Source organism: Dickeya aquatica, from assembly GCF_900095885.1.
GTDB lineage: Bacteria > Pseudomonadota > Gammaproteobacteria > Enterobacterales > Enterobacteriaceae > Dickeya > Dickeya aquatica.
On the sequence record NZ_LT615367.1, the window covers coordinates 1,061,917 to 1,077,178 of the forward strand.

The following is a 15,262-nucleotide window of genomic DNA, read 5'->3' on the forward strand; positions in this document are numbered from 1 at the left end:
CTGTTTTTGGCGACATAAAAGCACAGTGTTTTCCCGGTTATGCGTTTTTTGCGCACTTCTGTGGCAGTACGAAAAACAGCATCGGTTTATTTTTATTTAATATCAGTCACTTGAAAAATAACTTTAATGTTGGCATAGATTGTGCATAATATACGCCGCTGCTCATTCAACTGGTTATGTTTGCGTTGTGTCATGCACACGAAGCCCATAACATCTGGAATGATGCCGAAAGATAAGGTGCCTATCGTCCAGCTTTTTGATAACTGCTCTCAAGGCTTTATCACACATCGGGCGACACGTTGAGTGAGGCACCGCCTATTCAGAAACCCGGCCAGACATATCTTGTGTGGCCGGGTTTTGTTCTTTTAGCCTGCGCGTAAACCCACCACATCGTGTTATTCCTGCCTGCCAGTGATGTCGTATGGTGGTGCAAAAAACAGGGCATTGCACCAATAAATCGGGGCGCTCTCGCAATACTGCCCGGTATTCGCGCCAGTGTGCTGTTGAGACGATAACTATCATGCGTACAATGGCACGCTATCGTATGCAGGATGGAATACTCTGACAGGTAACGACATGATTTCGTTAAAACGATGGCGAATTTTCCCCCGCTCTTTGCGCCAGTTGGTGGTTATGGCTTTTCTGCTGGTGCTGCTGCCTTTACTGGTACTGGCCTATCAAGCTTATGAAAGTTTGGATCATCTTAGTGAACAGGCTGCCGGTATCAATGCGACAACACTGGCGGATGCCAGACGCAGTGAAGCCATGACGGGGATCGCGGTCAGTATGGAGCGCAGTTATCGGCAATTTTGTGTCTTGGGTGACCAAACGCTGGCGCAACTGTATCAAAATCAACGTAAGCAATATGCCCAGATGCTTGATGCCCATGCGGCAATTTTGCCTGCACCTGAGTATTACCAGAACCTGCGCCAATATCTGGCGCAGTTGTCCGACATTCATTGTCAAAATACTGGCCCGGACGCTGTTTCTGTCGCGGCGCTGGACGCGTTCTCTCGCACCAATGCACAAATGGTACAGGCCACAAGGGAAGTCATCTTTTCCCGTGGGCAGCAATTGCAACAAAATATCGCCGAACGGGGGCGTTTTTTTGGCTGGCAGGCACTGGTTCTATTTTTGGTCAGCGTTTTGTTGGTCATGTTGTTCACTCGTATGATCATCGGCCCGGTAAAAGGCGTCGAGCGCATGATTAATCGACTGGGCGAAGGGAAAGTGCCGGGCCATCTCAGCCAGTTTAAAGGGCCGACCGAGATCCGTTCATTAGCGCAGCGAATTCTCTGGTTGAGTGAGCGATTGTCGTGGCTGGAAGCGCAGCGCCATGAGTTTTTGCGCCATTTGTCGCATGAGCTGAAAACACCGCTGGCAAGCCTGCGTGAAGGCGCTGCTTTGCTGGCGGATGAGGTGGTTGGCACGTTAACCGCCGACCAAAAAGAGGTGGTGGCTATTTTGGACAGCAGCAGTCGCCATCTGCAACAGCTTATTGAGCAATTACTTGATTATAACCGTAAGCTAGCCGATGCCCCGACGGGGCTTGAGCAGGTTGATATTAGCGAGATTGTGGCGATGGTTGTGGCAGCCCACAGTTTGCCTGCGCGTGCAAAAATGATGCACACACAGTTGCAATTAGACGCGAAGACATGCCGTGCTGAAACGACATTGCTGATGCGTGTTATGGATAATCTCTATTCCAATGCGGTGCACTACGGCCGGGAATCCGGTAACATTTGGATTCGCAGCTACCAGGCCGCAGAACGCGTGTACATTGAGGTCGCTAACAGCGGTACACCGATCCCTGAATCAGACAAAAATTTGATTTTTGAGCCTTTTTATCAAGGTGCTCACCAACGCAAAGGTGCAGTGAAGGGCAGTGGATTGGGGTTGAGTATCGCACAAGATTGCATTCGTCGTATGCAAGGAGAATTAAACCTGGCAACGGTTGAATATGCGGATGTCTGCTTTCGTATTGAATTACCCTTGAATATTGAGACTTCACCATGATTGCACGGTTTCCTGCCTTTGTATTGTGTCGTGGCCTGGTCAGGTTGTTGACTGGCGCTGGCAGCCTTTCTGTGTTGAGCCTATGGCCAGTGGTGGCCTTGTTGGGGCTTATCGGGTGTGCTCCTCAGCCGACGCCACCTGCCGAGCGTCGGGGGATTGAGGTTATCAATCCGCCAAAAGAACAGGTGGCTGATTATCGCACCATGCCGTGTGAGCGACTGTGGCCGCTTCATAATATTGACGCGATGAACAATGGGTTGTACTGGCTGCGTGCGATGGAATGCGCTTCGCGCATGACGCCTGTTCAGGCGCGTGAGCAAACCTTACTGGTGGGGGAGAACGACTGGAGTGGTTTGTTTCGTCAGGCTATTTTGCTGGATAATGCGGGCACCACGGTACAAGAACGCCATCAAATTATTGACCAACTTAATCGCCACCGTTTGAATGTGCCGCCAACGTTGCTGCCGTTGTTTCAGGTGTGGCTGGACAAACAAAATCTGATGTTGACACTCGATGATGAACGCCAGCGCTTCCAGCGGGCTCAGGAAAACAGTGACCGGCAGCTTGATGCGATGCGTGAACAGCAAACCCAGTTGCAATCTCAGTTAGAAACTACCACCCGTAAACTGGAGAACCTGACGGATATTGAACGCCAGCTCTCGTCTCGCAAAATGATACCGGGAGACTTGCCGGAAGAGGGGCGGCGGCCTGCGAAAAATAGTGAGAGTGACTCGTCAGCCACTGCGGTGAAAAAAGGAATGAAAAGCGAATGACCACCCGAAAATCTGCCAGCCTGCTGTTAGTCGATGATGACCCTAGTTTATTGAAATTACTGGGAATGAGACTGACGAGTGAAGGGTTTAGCGTGACGACGGCAACCAATGGTCAGGACGCGTTACGTTTATTGGCGCGCGAAAAAATAGATGTGGTTATCAGCGATTTGCGAATGGATGAAATGGACGGTTTAGCCTTGTTTGCTGAAGTCCAGCGTAATCAGCCGGGGATACCGGTAATCATCCTGACGGCACACGGTTCCATTCCCGAGGCAGTTGCCGCCACGCAAAAAGGGGTGTTCAGTTTTCTGACCAAACCGGTTGACAGGGATGCCTTGTATCAGGCTATCGATGATGCATTAACATTGTCACCCCCCGCCGGCGATGAGCGGTGGCGGGCCGCCGTGGTGACACGCAGTCCCATCATGCTACGTTTGCTTGAGCAGGCTAAGATGGTGGCTCAGTCTGATGTCAGTGTGTTGATCGGTGGTCAGAGCGGCACAGGAAAGGAGGTACTGGCTCAGGCGATTCACGCCGCGAGCCCCAGAGCGCGACAGCCTTTTATTGCGATTAACTGCGGTGCGCTTCCTGAGCCGTTACTGGAGTCAGAGCTGTTTGGCCATGCGAAAGGAGCATTTACCGGCGCGGTGAGTCAGCGGGAAGGGTTATTTCAGGCGGCAGAGGGCGGCACGCTGTTTCTCGATGAGATTGGCGATATGCCCCTTGCTTTACAGGTGAAGCTATTGCGTGTCTTGCAAGAGCGTAAGGTCAGGCCGCTTGGGAGTAACCGGGATATCGATATTAATGTGCGGATTATCTCCGCCACACACCGTGATTTGCCCAAGGCGATGGAAAAAGGGGAATTTCGCGAAGATCTTTATTATCGGCTGAATGTGGTGAGCCTGAAATTACCGGCTTTGCACGACCGTGCTGAAGATATTCCTTTGTTAGCCAATCATTTGCTGCGAGAAGCCGCAGCACGACATAAACCGTTTGTGCGCAGTTTCTCAACGGATGCCATGAAGCGGTTGATAGCGGCTAACTGGCCTGGAAATGTGCGACAGTTGGTGAATGTCATCGAGCAGTGTGTGGCGCTGACAACGGCTCCAGTCATTGGTGATACGCTGGTTGAACAGGCTCTGGAAGGCGAAAATACCGCATTACCCACCTTTGTCGAAGCCCGGAATCAATTTGAATTAAACTATCTGCGTAAACTGTTGCAGATTGCTAAAGGTAATGTGACGCAGGCAGCCCGTATGGCGGGGCGTAACCGTACCGAATTTTATAAGTTGCTGGCACGTCATGAGCTGGATGCCAACGATTTTAAAGAATAGTGTTAACATATTGTAAATTACATGATGGGCCATGACTTCGCCGTGCGGCCCCAGCCCATGACAGCGTGATAATTAGGATTTCACCATGAAAAAAATTGATGCGATTATTAAACCCTTCAAGCTGGACGATGTGCGTGAAGCACTGGCAGAAGTCGGGATTACCGGTATGACAGTCACCGAAGTTAAGGGGTTTGGCCGTCAGAAAGGCCATACTGAACTGTACCGTGGTGCTGAGTACATGGTGGATTTCCTGCCGAAAGTGAAGATAGAAATCGTGGTGTCTGACGATATTGTCGATACCTGTGTGGAAACCATTATGCGTACTGCACAAACCGGGAAAATTGGCGATGGCAAGATTTTTGTATTTGATGTTGCCCGCGTGATCCGCATTCGTACCGGTGAAGAAGACGAGGAAGCTATCTAACTGGCGAGCGACTCGTGTGCAGATGGCGAGTGCATGATTGAAACAATACCGATCGCACAAGCGATCGGTATTTAGCGTAATGACGTTAATCACCCTCACTGAATGCGGTAATGATTACGGCAGTGTCGGTGACCAGTCCCCCAGAACTTTGCTCTGGGTGTATTCTGCTGCCTGAGCGTCGGTTAACTGACGACGATCTTTACTGACTGCGGCACCTGCGCCATACGACTTGTACTCAAAAAAGCGTGAGTCTTCGGGTAAGAAGTAAATGGTATTGCCGTTTTTATCTTTACCGGACATTTTGTCCCACCCGTAAATATGGTTATCCATACTGGTATTCAGAAATACGGTCTGCCCGATAGCGTTAGGATCGGCATAACGGCCATCCGAGAAGGTAGTGGTTGGATGCCAAGGGCGTCCCAGGCCATAGGTTTTTGCCGCGACGGAGTCACTTTCTTTCACAACACGGCTGTTAGCAATAACCAGACCGTATTTTTGATTGATATTGGTGCTGGGGGCGGTCAGATAGCCTGAGACATTACCGCTTTTTACATCGGCACGATAGCGAGCGACCAGATCACAGTTGTTGATAAAGGCGGTGCCGTCACCAAAGATGAAATCAACCGTGCCGCTAATTCTGCAATCAGAGAAGAAGCTGCGCCCGCCTGAGACATACAGCGTATCCTGATAGCCCGTCAGGCTGATATCTTTAAAGTAAACACGGTCGCTGCCTTTGGTGACATAGAGTGCCACCGCCTGAGTATCTTTAATTTTTGTGGTATCGGTGTCGCTTTTAGCCTGATTAGCCGGGAAATCAAAGTCGTTACGAATCGTCAATGACTCGGCGCTAAAGTCTTTTGCGGTAATGGTCACGGTGCTGCTGCCCGCGGTGCCCCATTTGGTGCCGTCAGATTTCAGTGTTCCGGCTGCCGTGGTGGCGGCGATGATGGTGCCGCTACGGCTTTCCCCTTTCAGATGCAGGTTACTGCGGGTAATCGTCAGCCGTTCATTATAGACGCCGTTTTTTACCAGAATAACGAATGGCGTACTGCCTGCGGGGGCGCTGGCAATGGCATCAGCAATGGTTTTGAAGGCCTTGCTGTCGCTGCTGGATTTAGAAACTACCGCATTATACGTGGTAGCCGCCTGAGCGTGATGAACGCTGGCGGCGATAATTAATGACAGCGCCAGAGCGCCAGAGAGCGTTTTAGTCATACACATATTCCTTTAGTGGTAGAGTGGCTGTGTCCAGGTGCGTCATGCACGAGTAACGTCTTTATTTTTTCTCAACCCGTTGTAATTTATCAGCCAGATTGCGTAGCACGGGTGTTGAGCGAATTTGCCCGGCAACGATGGCGGCAACGGCCTGAGCCCCTTTTTGTTGAAAGTGGGTGGTATCGGGTTTATCGATACTGCCGGTTTGATCGAGATAATAAGGGTAACGAGCCGGGTCAACGGCCAGCCAGTATTGTTGCCATTGTTGGCCATCGCCTTGATTTGCCAATGCCAGCGTGGCGGTTTCTACATCCAGAAGCGGGATGTTATTTTTACTGGCCGTGTCACGAATAGTCTGGGTGTAGTCGCCAACAAACGCATAGCCACCACTTTTATTCTGTTTGGTCAGATGGCTGTGAACCGCTGGCGTGCCATTTTTCCCTTCTGCGGTTTTCACCCGTGCCGTTGGTGTGAGTAACACCGGTATCAGCCGGTGTGACCGGGCATAGCGAATGTAACGCTCCAGTGAAATCTGGAACGACATATCAGGCTTCCCGGCCGGATACTGTGGGTGACCACTAGCATCATTCGGATAGGTGCATAAGTTGGCAACATCCGCAGCCCCTCTCACCGCTTTTTGGCTATCGCAATTTTGGTCGTTATGCCCCATCCCGATAAACAGATAATCCCCTGGACGCATAAAAGGCTCCATTTGGCGGAACCAGCCTTCGTAGTAAAAATCACGAGAGCTTCGCCCGGAACGGGCTCCATTGACGATAACCACATGACTCTCTGGGCGGAACTGCTGGTCAAAAAGCTGTCCCCATCCCATTCGGGGGAAGCGCGCTCGTTCGTAAGTGGCGGCGGTTGAATCGCTCACGATAAAGATACGTGTACGTGCCTGCTCCAGCGCTTTACGCTGTTGAGTGGCGCTGTCGAAATCGAGCGCTTCATAACTTCCGGTGGCATTCAGGCCGACAATTGGCCGAAATGCGATGTCGGTCAGTACCGCGTGGCCAGCCTGCCCGGTGTTGTTATCGTAATTACGGGCGTGTGTTATCAGTTGCAGTACGCGGCTGAATGCAGGGGTGAGCGTTTCTGCATAGGTGAGCGGGTCGAACTGGCCGGAGAGACCCGCCTGCTTTAAGGCGTCGTCAAAACCGAGGTGAAACTCGTGATATGCCGTGTCCCAGGCAGAGATTGACAGCGGCGGCAGCGTGTCGGCGTCAATCAATTGCTGGGGGCCAAGATATCCCGCTGATGACGCAACATCAGAGGCAATACGATCGGTCAATGGGTTGATATTAATGCGGTTCTCTGACCCACTGCGCAGTGTGGTAGCGAGTGCACTCAGGCAAATGCTCCGTAACTGATTACTTGCAATACAGTTTCTCTCGCCAGCTTCCGTGGCTGACAGGCGTAAAGGGGCAACCATAGAGGAAACATCGGCATAAAACCGTCCCTGGATATCGGTTTTGATTTCCCGCTGTGTGCCATGCTGGTCTTTGATAACCACGGTTGCCGGGAAGCGGATATCACGATAGGCCACTCTGCCACGGATCTGGGTATTTTGCGCCAGAGTAACAACATCAAATGTTGCCTGAGAGGAGACGGTGGTTGTCGCTGGTGTGGTGCTTTCTGCCTGAGCGAGCGTTGGCAGAAAGCACAGTGATATGAGTAAGAACACATTTTTAGTGATGGTTGTGCGTTTGGTCATGGCCTCTATCTCAATTCAGTCTACACCGAGCGGTTAAATGGACGAAAAAACGGCCACTTTTGCAAGTGGCCGCGGTTTGGTGCAGGCAGAATTACAGTTTGCCGTAACCTGCGCTGCTGACGATGCTGTTAGCCAGGCTGGTCGTCATCGTTTGAGCGCTATATTTGTATGGCAGAGTCGGTTTGTAAGCGGTCAGGCCACAGGTATCCAGTTTGGTGGTTGTGGAACCATTCACCAGAGAGCCTTTATCGGAGAATACCTTACTGTTGAAGGATTTCACGATGCTGCACTCAGGGTTCTGACCGTCAATGCTCTTCAGATTAGCAAGGGTAAATGAGTTAGATTCAGACAGAATGCTGCCGCTGGTGCCAAGACCGAAGCTGTACAGGTACGGGTATACACTGTGCTTCACATCACCCAGATAGACGTTGTTGTAAGCATGGATGCTACCGAAGCGTACACGCGGGGTACGTTCAGTCACGCGGTCAAACACGTTGTTGTGGAAGGTCACGTGCAGTTTGCCGGAGTCCTGTGCACCGTTGCCGTCGCTATGGCCGATCAGGATGGTTTTGTCATGCAGTTCAAAGCGGCTGTTAGAGACGGTGACATAGTCAGAGCCTTTTTTGATATCCAGCGCGCCGTCATGCTGAACGTATTTTTCGCCATTTTTTGTGGTGTATTTGTCATCAGTGAAGCTACCGTCACTGATGGTTACATGGTCAACCCAAACGTTAGTGGAGCTGTCGATAACCGCGGCATCCCACTCGGCGTTCCAGCCGTCACCGGTTTCATATTTCGGTGCGATATCTACCGGTGTTTCAATATACAGGTTGCGCAGAATAACGTTGCTCACACCTTTGATAACCAGAGAACCGTTGGTGAATTTACCATTGCTGCCAACACCGATAATGGTGGTATTGGAAGGAATGCTGATCTGACTACGGGTTTTCTGATCTGTCGTATCGGTGTAAGCCTTACCGCCGCTGATATCAATCGGCCCTGTGACTTTGATGATTTTGGGTGACGCATCAGTCCCGTTCAGCGCTTTTTTAAAGTCGGCGATATTTTTTACTTCAATGGCTTTGGCTGCTGTTGCTTTTGCACCCCCGGTGGTGCCGCCGTTTTGTGTGGCCCAGCCAGTGGTTGCAGCATCGGTTTCCCCTGCTGCATAAGCGGTGGAGGTCATCAGTGCAGCTGTTACAACAGCGGCCAGTAAACTTTTGGTTCCGATAGAATGTACACGCGTGTTTTTCATAAACAGTGTCCTTGCGCTAAAAGCGCTTGTCCAATTAGCGGTGATTGAAAAGTGTTTCTTTTAAAAATGAAATGCCATTTTATCTTCTGGCAAGGTGGATTTTTAAGCATTTTGCGGTGATCGTTTTGTGAGCTAAATCTCGTTATTTAAATGGTGGGTGTTAATTTTATTTAAAGTGTGATCGAGACCGGTAACTTTTGATTACAGTTGTTGAATTAATTTTTATATTAATTTCAATCGATTGAATTAGTGTTTTGGGTTGTTCTAAGTAAAACCATTAACAAATGATTCGATATTTATTAAATAAAAATTTATTAATCTGTATTTCTTATCGGTGTAACCGGCTGATTTCTATGTGTGAAGAGCACTGAGTAAACATACTATCAGGCTTATCTATTATGACGATATGAGATACCGTTTGGGTGATATTTTCCGCGAGTACATCTGGCCGGAGCAATGACTTTATAACAATAATATCGATATATTGATAAAAAATTAGCAATGCAGGCGGCTTTGGCAGGAAATACAGTAAATCTTCGATAATGCAGCATCAGTGATATCGTTCATGTGCTGTCAGCCAAACAAAAAACGGCTGCATGAGTGCAGCCGTAATAGCATAAACGAGATGAAAAAAGCGGTGATTACAGTTTTCCTGCGCCCGCTTTGTCAGTAATCGACTGAGCCAGACTGTCTGTCATCGGCTGAACCGTATAGGTGTAAGGGATTTTGCTGGTATAAGCGCTAAATCCACAGCCTGATAAATCAACGGCGCTGCCATTAAATGTTGAGCCGTTGTCAGAGAAGATAGAGCCGTTGAATTTTTTCACCACTTTACACGCTTTGCTGGCGCTGAGATTAGCGATAGTGAAGCTGTTGCCTTCAGACAGCACGCTGCCGCTGGTGCCGATGCCAAAGCTGTACAGGTAACGATAGACCGGATCTTTCGCATCGCCTTTAAACACGTTGTTAAAGCTGTGGATACTGCCGTAGCGCACGCGTGGCGCGCGCTCGGTGACGCGGTTGAACACGTTGTTAAACAGCGTGACGTGCAGTTTGCCTTTGTCCTGCGCGGAGTTCGTGTCGCTGTGGCCAATCAGCATGGTTTTGTCATGTTGATCAATCAGGCTGTTGGAAATCGTGACGTAATCAGAGCCGCGTTTGATATCCAGTGCGCCATCATGCTGGACATAGGTTTCGCCATCTTTGGTGGTGTACATGTCATCGGTAAAGGTGCCGTCGCTGATTGTGACATGATCGACCCAAATGTGGTGTGCACCATTGGTGATATTCATGGCATCCCATTCTGCGTTCCAGCCATCACCGGATTCATAATGCGGTTCAACATCAATCGGCGTTTGGATATATACGTTACGGATAATAACGTTATTGGTTCCATCTGTGCCATCAACGATTAATGAGCCATTGATAAACTTGGCATCTGTACCAAGACCAAAAATGGTGGTATTGGCCGGAATCAGAATTTGGCTGCGGGCTTTCTGGTCAGCAAAATTGGAATAAGGCGTACCACCGCTGATGTCGATAGTCCCTTTTATCTGAATAATTTTGGCGGTAGTACCGGCGCTCAGGGCGTTAGTGAATTCACTGATATTGGTCACAATTGAGATATTGTCACTGGTCGCTGCAGCCCCGCCCGTTGTGGAGCCGTTCTGTGAAGCCCAGCCGATAGTCGGTGCCGCGTCCCGAGCTGTGGCATTAAGCAGCGCAGCAGCTGAAGCCCCAGAAACCATCGCACCGGTAATTAGCACTGCCAGCAGCGTTTTGCCAGCCAAAGAACATCCAGAGAATTTGTTCATCATCATTTTCATTACGATAAGTCCTTGAGTCCTGTGTTGATTATTGAAAATAATTTCCCTATTTTCCCATTATATTCCTAATAACAGGTTTACTGGCTTTCCTGATGCTCTCTGCTTATGTCCTAATGCCAGCATTAAAGGCGGATAATATCCTCCTTTTGCTGTCATTGTTGCAGATGACAGCAGGACTAAGGGATATTTTCATGTTGCCGTTAGTTTCACCATGAAATGGTAAATTTTGTGTTGGTCTTTATATTTTCAGCAAAAAAAACCACCGTTTAACGGCCGTCAATGAATACAATCTATTTATTTTAATTTCAATAAATCGAATTAATGAAACATCGTTTTAAATGTAACATTATGTTATTTTCTTATCGCTTGTCTATCATTTTAGAATGAAGGAAGGGGATGAAAGTGAGTAAAATTCCCGATAATGTGATGGAGTCTGCATATATACATGCTGATATTTAGCAGTGTGCCTCATTGTCATCGGGGTAGGGTATATGTTGAGACAGGTGCTGTATTTTTTTTCAGTGGAAAATAGATAAACCAGGTTATCGCGATCGCCGGGGCGTCGATAACCTGGAAATATCAGACAAGAAAATACATTTAGTCAAATTATTCAATCATTTTATGCGGGCCAAAAGATTCATAGTGAATCTGTGAACGGGGGATCCCCAGTTCAAGTAACTGCCGAATGGCGAACTGCATAAATGCCACAGGCCCGCATACGTAGCAATGCAGGTCATTAACCGGCAGCGTAACCGGTATGTCTTTTAATACCATCAGACCCGTAAGTGCTGAAACGGTGGGGTCAGCAGGCGTATCGCGATACCAGACATAACGTTGTAACTGGGGTAAATCAGTCGCGATATCGGCGACTTCATCAGCAAACGCATGGGCCTGCGCATTTTCACAGGCGTGTAACCAGAAAATATCTGCCTGATGCTGCTGCTGTTTCAGGCTATCTAGCATACTGAGCATGGGCGTCTGGCCGACGCCGGCGGAAATCAGCGCGACCGGTGTGGCTGGATGAAGGTCGAGAAAGAAATCACCATGCGGAGCGGCCAGTTCAATTACATCACCTTCACGGCTGACGTCGTGTAAATAGCCGGAAACGGTTCCCTGTGTTTCGCGCTTGACGGCAATGCGGTAGTGGCGAGCATGTGGTGCATGAGTTAGTGAGTACTGACGAATCTCCTGATTGGCAAAGCTCGCCGAACGCAGGTAAAGCGCCAGATATTGTCCAGGGCGGAATACGGCAACCGGGCCTCCATCTACCGGTTCCAAAATAAAGCTTGTTATCACGCTGCTTTGCACTTGTTTTGACACAATGCGAAAGGGGCGCGTTCCACGCCAGCCGCCTTCCTGAGCGGCACTTTGCTGATAAATATCACTTTCGCGCTGAATGAAAACATCCGCCAACACTTGATAAGCCTTACCCCAGGCATCCAGTACCGCTTGCCCGGGGTTGAACATTTCATCCAGCGTTGCCAGCAAGTGAGTGCCTACTATCTGATATTGTTCGGGCTGAATATTAAAACTGGCGTGTTTTTGAGCGATGCGCTCTACCGCAGGCAGCAACGCGGGTAAGTCCTCAATGTGCGTGGCATAAGCACAAATGGCATTGAACAGCGCTTCGCGCTGATCGCCATTACGCTGATTGCTCATGTTGAAGATCTCTTTCAGCTCAGGATTATGCTGGAACATGCGTTGATAGAAATGTGCGGTTAACGCAGGGCCGGTTTCCGCCAGCAGGGGGATGGTTGATTGGATGGTAGCGATGGTTTGTTTGTCCAGCATGTCTAACCTCATTCGGTTGGTTTATAAGTTGCATTTATAATGCATGTTATTGGAAGGCAGGCCATCTGTAAACCTTTTCCAGATGCACTTGGCCTGAAACTGTGCTGATATGCTTGATGGAAAAATGAAAAAATCGCAGGTTGCAGATGAGAAAATGTCAGCCGGAGTGTTGATGTTTTTGTCGGTGCAAAGCCTTGTAGCACCTGTAGCTAATCGTTTGCGTAAAAACCTCTGTCAAGCCCTATCATCGCCACTCCAAAACGGTTTACACTATGTACCCACGGCCCTTTGGGGTGATTTTAATAAAGAAGCAAGTTAGCTGAGTCAGGAGATGCGGATGTTAAAGCGTGAAATGAACATTGCCGATTACGATGCCGAGCTATGGCAAGCAATGCAGCAAGAAGTGGTGCGTCAGGAAGAGCACATTGAACTGATTGCGTCAGAAAACTATACCAGCCCGCGCGTCATGCAGGCTCAGGGGTCTCAGCTAACCAACAAATATGCCGAAGGGTACCCGGGAAAACGTTACTACGGTGGTTGCGAGTACGTTGATGTGGTTGAACAACTGGCGATTGACCGTGCCAAAGCGCTGTTTGGTGCTGACTATGCCAACGTACAGCCGCATTCCGGCTCTCAGGCTAACTTTGCTGTGTATACCGCGTTGTTACAGCCGGGTGATACCATTCTGGGGATGAACCTGGCTCACGGCGGCCACCTGACTCACGGCTCTCCGGTTAACTTGTCGGGCAAACTGTATAACGTTGTGCCTTATGGCATTGATGAAACCGGTAAGATTAACTACGACGAGATGGCTGAACTGGCCCGTACCCACAAACCGAAAATGATCGTCGGTGGCTTCTCTGCCTATTCCGGTATTGTTGACTGGGCGAAGATGCGTGAAATTGCTGACAGCATCGGTGCTTATCTGTTTGTTGACATGGCGCATATCGCCGGTCTGGTGGCCGCAGACGTTTACCCGACCCCGATTCCGCACGCACATATCGTCACCACCACCACGCATAAAACGCTGGCTGGTCCGCGTGGCGGCCTGATCCTGGCTAAAGGCGGCGATGAAGAGCTGTACAAAAAACTGAATTCTGCGGTGTTCCCAGGCGGACAGGGCGGCCCGCTGATGCACGTCATCGCCGGTAAAGCTGTTGCACTGAAAGAAGCGATGGAGCCAGAATTCAAAGCCTACCAGCAACAAGTGGCGAAAAATGCCAAGGCGATGGTGGAAGTGTTCCTGTCCCGTGGTTTCAATGTGGTGTCTGGCGGTACAGATAACCACCTGTTTCTGCTCGATTTAGTGAGTAAAAACCTGACCGGTAAAGAAGCGGATGCTGCGCTGGGCCGTGCCAACATCACGGTTAACAAAAACAGCGTGCCGAACGATCCGAAAAGTCCGTTCGTCACTTCCGGTATCCGTATCGGCACGCCGGCGGCCACCCGTCGCGGCTTTAAAGAAGCGGAAGTGCGTGAACTGGCCGGTTGGATCTGTGATGTGCTGGATAACATCAATGATGAAGCCGTGATTGAGCGTACCAAGCAGAAAGTGCTGGAAATTTGCGCCCGCTTCCCGGTTTATGCCTGATAGTTACCTGCTGATGTCAGCAAATGCGCTAGCGCCAGCCTTCGGGCTGGCGTTTTCTTTTGGTACTTTTCGTTGCGTTAGTTGCGTCAGTCCTGGCTCTCTGACAGAGTAGCCAACCGTAAGGGGGCAATATGGTTCTGCAATCAACATACTGGCTGGCGCTTGGTTATTTCACCTATTTTTTCAGTTACGGCGTTTTTCTGCCGTTTTGGGGCGGCTGGCTTAAGGGCGAAGGTTTATCCGCTGAAGCTATCGGCGGCTTGCTGGGAATAGGGCTGGCCGCACGTTTTATTGGGAGTCTGTTTATTACGCCGTTGGTGAATGATCCGGCGCGTTTGATTACCGCATTACGTGTGCTGGCGCTGTTATCGCTATTGACGGTTATCGGTTTTTGGTTCGGTAGCACCTGGCTTTGGCTGGTACTGGTGATGACCGGTTTTAACCTGTTCTTTGCGCCCTTGATGCCATTAAGCGATGCACTGGCCGCGACCTGGCAAAAGCAAATCACACTCGATTATGGCCGGGTGAGGCTATGGGGGTCAATTGCCTTTGTTATTGGGTCGGCTGTCACCGGGCAGATGGTTTCCGTATGGGGGCATCCGGTAATTTTACTGGTACTGACCCTTGGGGTTTTATCCATGCTGTTTGGCATGCTATTGCAACCCCATGTGATGCCGGGAGGGCATAAGCGCGCGCCAGTGCAACACATTGCCACGCCCTGGCTTGTGCTGTTGCGAGAGCCGGCCGTCTGGCGTTTGTTGCTGTGTGTAGCGCTATTACAAGGAGCCCATGCTGCGTATTACGGTTTTAGCGTGATTTACTGGCAGCAGGCAGGGTACTCAGCGGCGGTTATTGGCTATCTATGGTCGCTTGGTGTCGTAGCCGAAATTGTGGTCTTCGCCTTAAGTCAGCGGTTATTCCGGCGCTGGAGCGCATCCGGCCTGTTGCTGCTCTCTGCGGTGTGCGGTTTGGTGCGCTGGAGCCTGATGGGATATACCGTGTCGCTTCCCTGGCTTATCGTGATACAGATTTTGCATTGCGGTACCTTCACGGTGTGCCATTTGGCTGTGATGCGGTTCATTTCTGCCCGGCATGATGCGGATGTTTTACGGTTGCAGGCCGCCTACTCGGCGTTAGCCAGCGGTGGGGCGATCGCGGTTATGACGGTGGTATCGGGTTTTCTGTTTGATTACCTTCAGGGCGGAACGTTCTGGGTAATGGCGGCGTTGTCGCTGCCGGTATGGGTGCTGCGACCTGTCGTTAGCGCTCACAGGAGTAAACCCTGTGCTGCCGACGACAGGCTAAACAGGTGAGACAGAA

At 50.0% G+C, this 15,262-nt stretch carries 12 protein-coding genes; 7 read left to right on the forward strand and 5 right to left on the reverse strand.

Annotated features, from left to right (window positions below; all coding sequences use genetic code 11):
- Positions 1-576: 576 nt before the first annotated feature.
- From DAQ1742_RS04880 to glnB, 4 genes are all read left to right on the forward strand, one after another.
- A complete protein-coding gene (locus DAQ1742_RS04880; protein WP_035343595.1) occupies positions 577-2,016 on the forward strand; it encodes a sensor histidine kinase in 1,440 nt (479 codons plus the stop codon).
- Entirely contained in the window at positions 2,013-2,789 is a 777-nt protein-coding gene (gene qseG / locus DAQ1742_RS04885) for a two-component system QseEF-associated lipoprotein QseG (protein WP_067487235.1), read from the forward strand. The genes DAQ1742_RS04880 and qseG overlap by 4 nt, the downstream gene beginning before the upstream one ends.
- Positions 2,786-4,123 (forward strand): two-component system response regulator GlrR, encoded by a 1,338-nt coding sequence (gene glrR / locus DAQ1742_RS04890; protein ID WP_035343592.1) that lies wholly within the window; start codon positions 2,786-2,788, stop codon positions 4,121-4,123. Before qseG ends, glrR begins: the two co-directional genes overlap by 4 nt.
- A gap of 85 nt (positions 4,124-4,208) precedes the next feature.
- Complete coding sequence (gene glnB / locus DAQ1742_RS04895) at positions 4,209-4,547, forward strand: nitrogen regulatory protein P-II (RefSeq protein WP_067487232.1); 339 nt, start codon at positions 4,209-4,211, stop codon at positions 4,545-4,547.
- Positions 4,548-4,661: 114 nt separating this feature from the next.
- Here the strand turns inward: glnB and pemA are convergent, their stop codons facing one another.
- The 5 genes from pemA to hmpA all read right to left on the reverse strand — a co-directional run bounded on the left by pemA (position 4,662) and on the right by hmpA (position 12,363).
- A complete protein-coding gene (gene pemA, locus DAQ1742_RS04900; protein WP_145916208.1) occupies positions 4,662-5,762 on the reverse strand; it encodes a pectinesterase PemA in 1,101 nt (366 codons plus the stop codon).
- Positions 5,763-5,823: 61 nt separating this feature from the next.
- The gene (gene paeY / locus DAQ1742_RS04905) at positions 5,824-7,479 is read right to left on the reverse strand and encodes a pectin acetylesterase PaeY (protein WP_035343584.1); all 1,656 of its coding nucleotides are present in this window, start codon (positions 7,477-7,479) and stop codon (positions 5,824-5,826) included.
- Positions 7,480-7,570: 91 nt separating this feature from the next.
- Positions 7,571-8,734, reverse strand: coding sequence for a polysaccharide lyase (locus DAQ1742_RS04910; RefSeq protein WP_035343582.1), 1,164 nt, complete (start codon positions 8,732-8,734; stop codon positions 7,571-7,573).
- 641 nt (positions 8,735-9,375) lie between these two features.
- Positions 9,376-10,551, reverse strand: coding sequence for a polysaccharide lyase (locus DAQ1742_RS04915; protein WP_304412294.1), 1,176 nt, complete (start codon positions 10,549-10,551; stop codon positions 9,376-9,378).
- Between the two features lie 615 nt (positions 10,552-11,166).
- Entirely contained in the window at positions 11,167-12,363 is a 1,197-nt protein-coding gene (gene hmpA / locus DAQ1742_RS04920; protein WP_305790914.1) for an NO-inducible flavohemoprotein, read from the reverse strand.
- Between the two features lie 97 nt (positions 12,364-12,460).
- On the opposite strand from hmpA, the gene DAQ1742_RS04925 reads away from it, so the two are divergent.
- From DAQ1742_RS04925 to DAQ1742_RS04935, 3 genes are all read left to right on the forward strand, one after another.
- The gene (locus DAQ1742_RS04925) at positions 12,461-12,670 is read left to right on the forward strand and encodes a hypothetical protein (protein WP_145916207.1); all 210 of its coding nucleotides are present in this window, start codon (positions 12,461-12,463) and stop codon (positions 12,668-12,670) included.
- 18 nt (positions 12,671-12,688) lie between these two features.
- Entirely contained in the window at positions 12,689-13,942 is a 1,254-nt protein-coding gene (glyA, locus tag DAQ1742_RS04930; RefSeq protein WP_035343576.1) for a serine hydroxymethyltransferase, read from the forward strand.
- Between the two features lie 131 nt (positions 13,943-14,073).
- Entirely contained in the window at positions 14,074-15,255 is a 1,182-nt protein-coding gene (locus DAQ1742_RS04935) for a 3-phenylpropionate MFS transporter (protein WP_035343574.1), read from the forward strand.
- Positions 15,256-15,262 lie beyond the last annotated feature (7 nt).

Bases quoted from the DNA above. Each gene is read 5' to 3' on its own strand.
- hmpA (WP_305790914.1), bottom strand. From the start codon at position 12,363: ATGAGGTTAGACATGCTGGACAAACAAACCATCGCTACCATCCAATCA.
- DAQ1742_RS04880 (WP_035343595.1), top strand. From the start codon at position 577: ATGATTTCGTTAAAACGATGGCGAATTTTCCCCCGCTCTTTGCGCCAG.
- paeY (WP_035343584.1), bottom strand. From the start codon at position 7,479: ATGACCAAACGCACAACCATCACTAAAAATGTGTTCTTACTCATATCA.
- pemA (WP_145916208.1), bottom strand. From the start codon at position 5,762: ATGACTAAAACGCTCTCTGGCGCTCTGGCGCTGTCATTAATTATCGCC.
- DAQ1742_RS04935 (WP_035343574.1), top strand. From the start codon at position 14,074: ATGGTTCTGCAATCAACATACTGGCTGGCGCTTGGTTATTTCACCTAT.
- qseG (WP_067487235.1), top strand. From the start codon at position 2,013: ATGATTGCACGGTTTCCTGCCTTTGTATTGTGTCGTGGCCTGGTCAGG.
- DAQ1742_RS04925 (WP_145916207.1), top strand. From the start codon at position 12,461: ATGCTTGATGGAAAAATGAAAAAATCGCAGGTTGCAGATGAGAAAATG.
- glnB (WP_067487232.1), top strand. From the start codon at position 4,209: ATGAAAAAAATTGATGCGATTATTAAACCCTTCAAGCTGGACGATGTG.
- DAQ1742_RS04910 (WP_035343582.1), bottom strand. From the start codon at position 8,734: ATGAAAAACACGCGTGTACATTCTATCGGAACCAAAAGTTTACTGGCC.
- DAQ1742_RS04915 (WP_304412294.1), bottom strand. From the start codon at position 10,551: ATGATGAACAAATTCTCTGGATGTTCTTTGGCTGGCAAAACGCTGCTG.
- glrR (WP_035343592.1), top strand. From the start codon at position 2,786: ATGACCACCCGAAAATCTGCCAGCCTGCTGTTAGTCGATGATGACCCT.
- glyA (WP_035343576.1), top strand. From the start codon at position 12,689: ATGTTAAAGCGTGAAATGAACATTGCCGATTACGATGCCGAGCTATGG.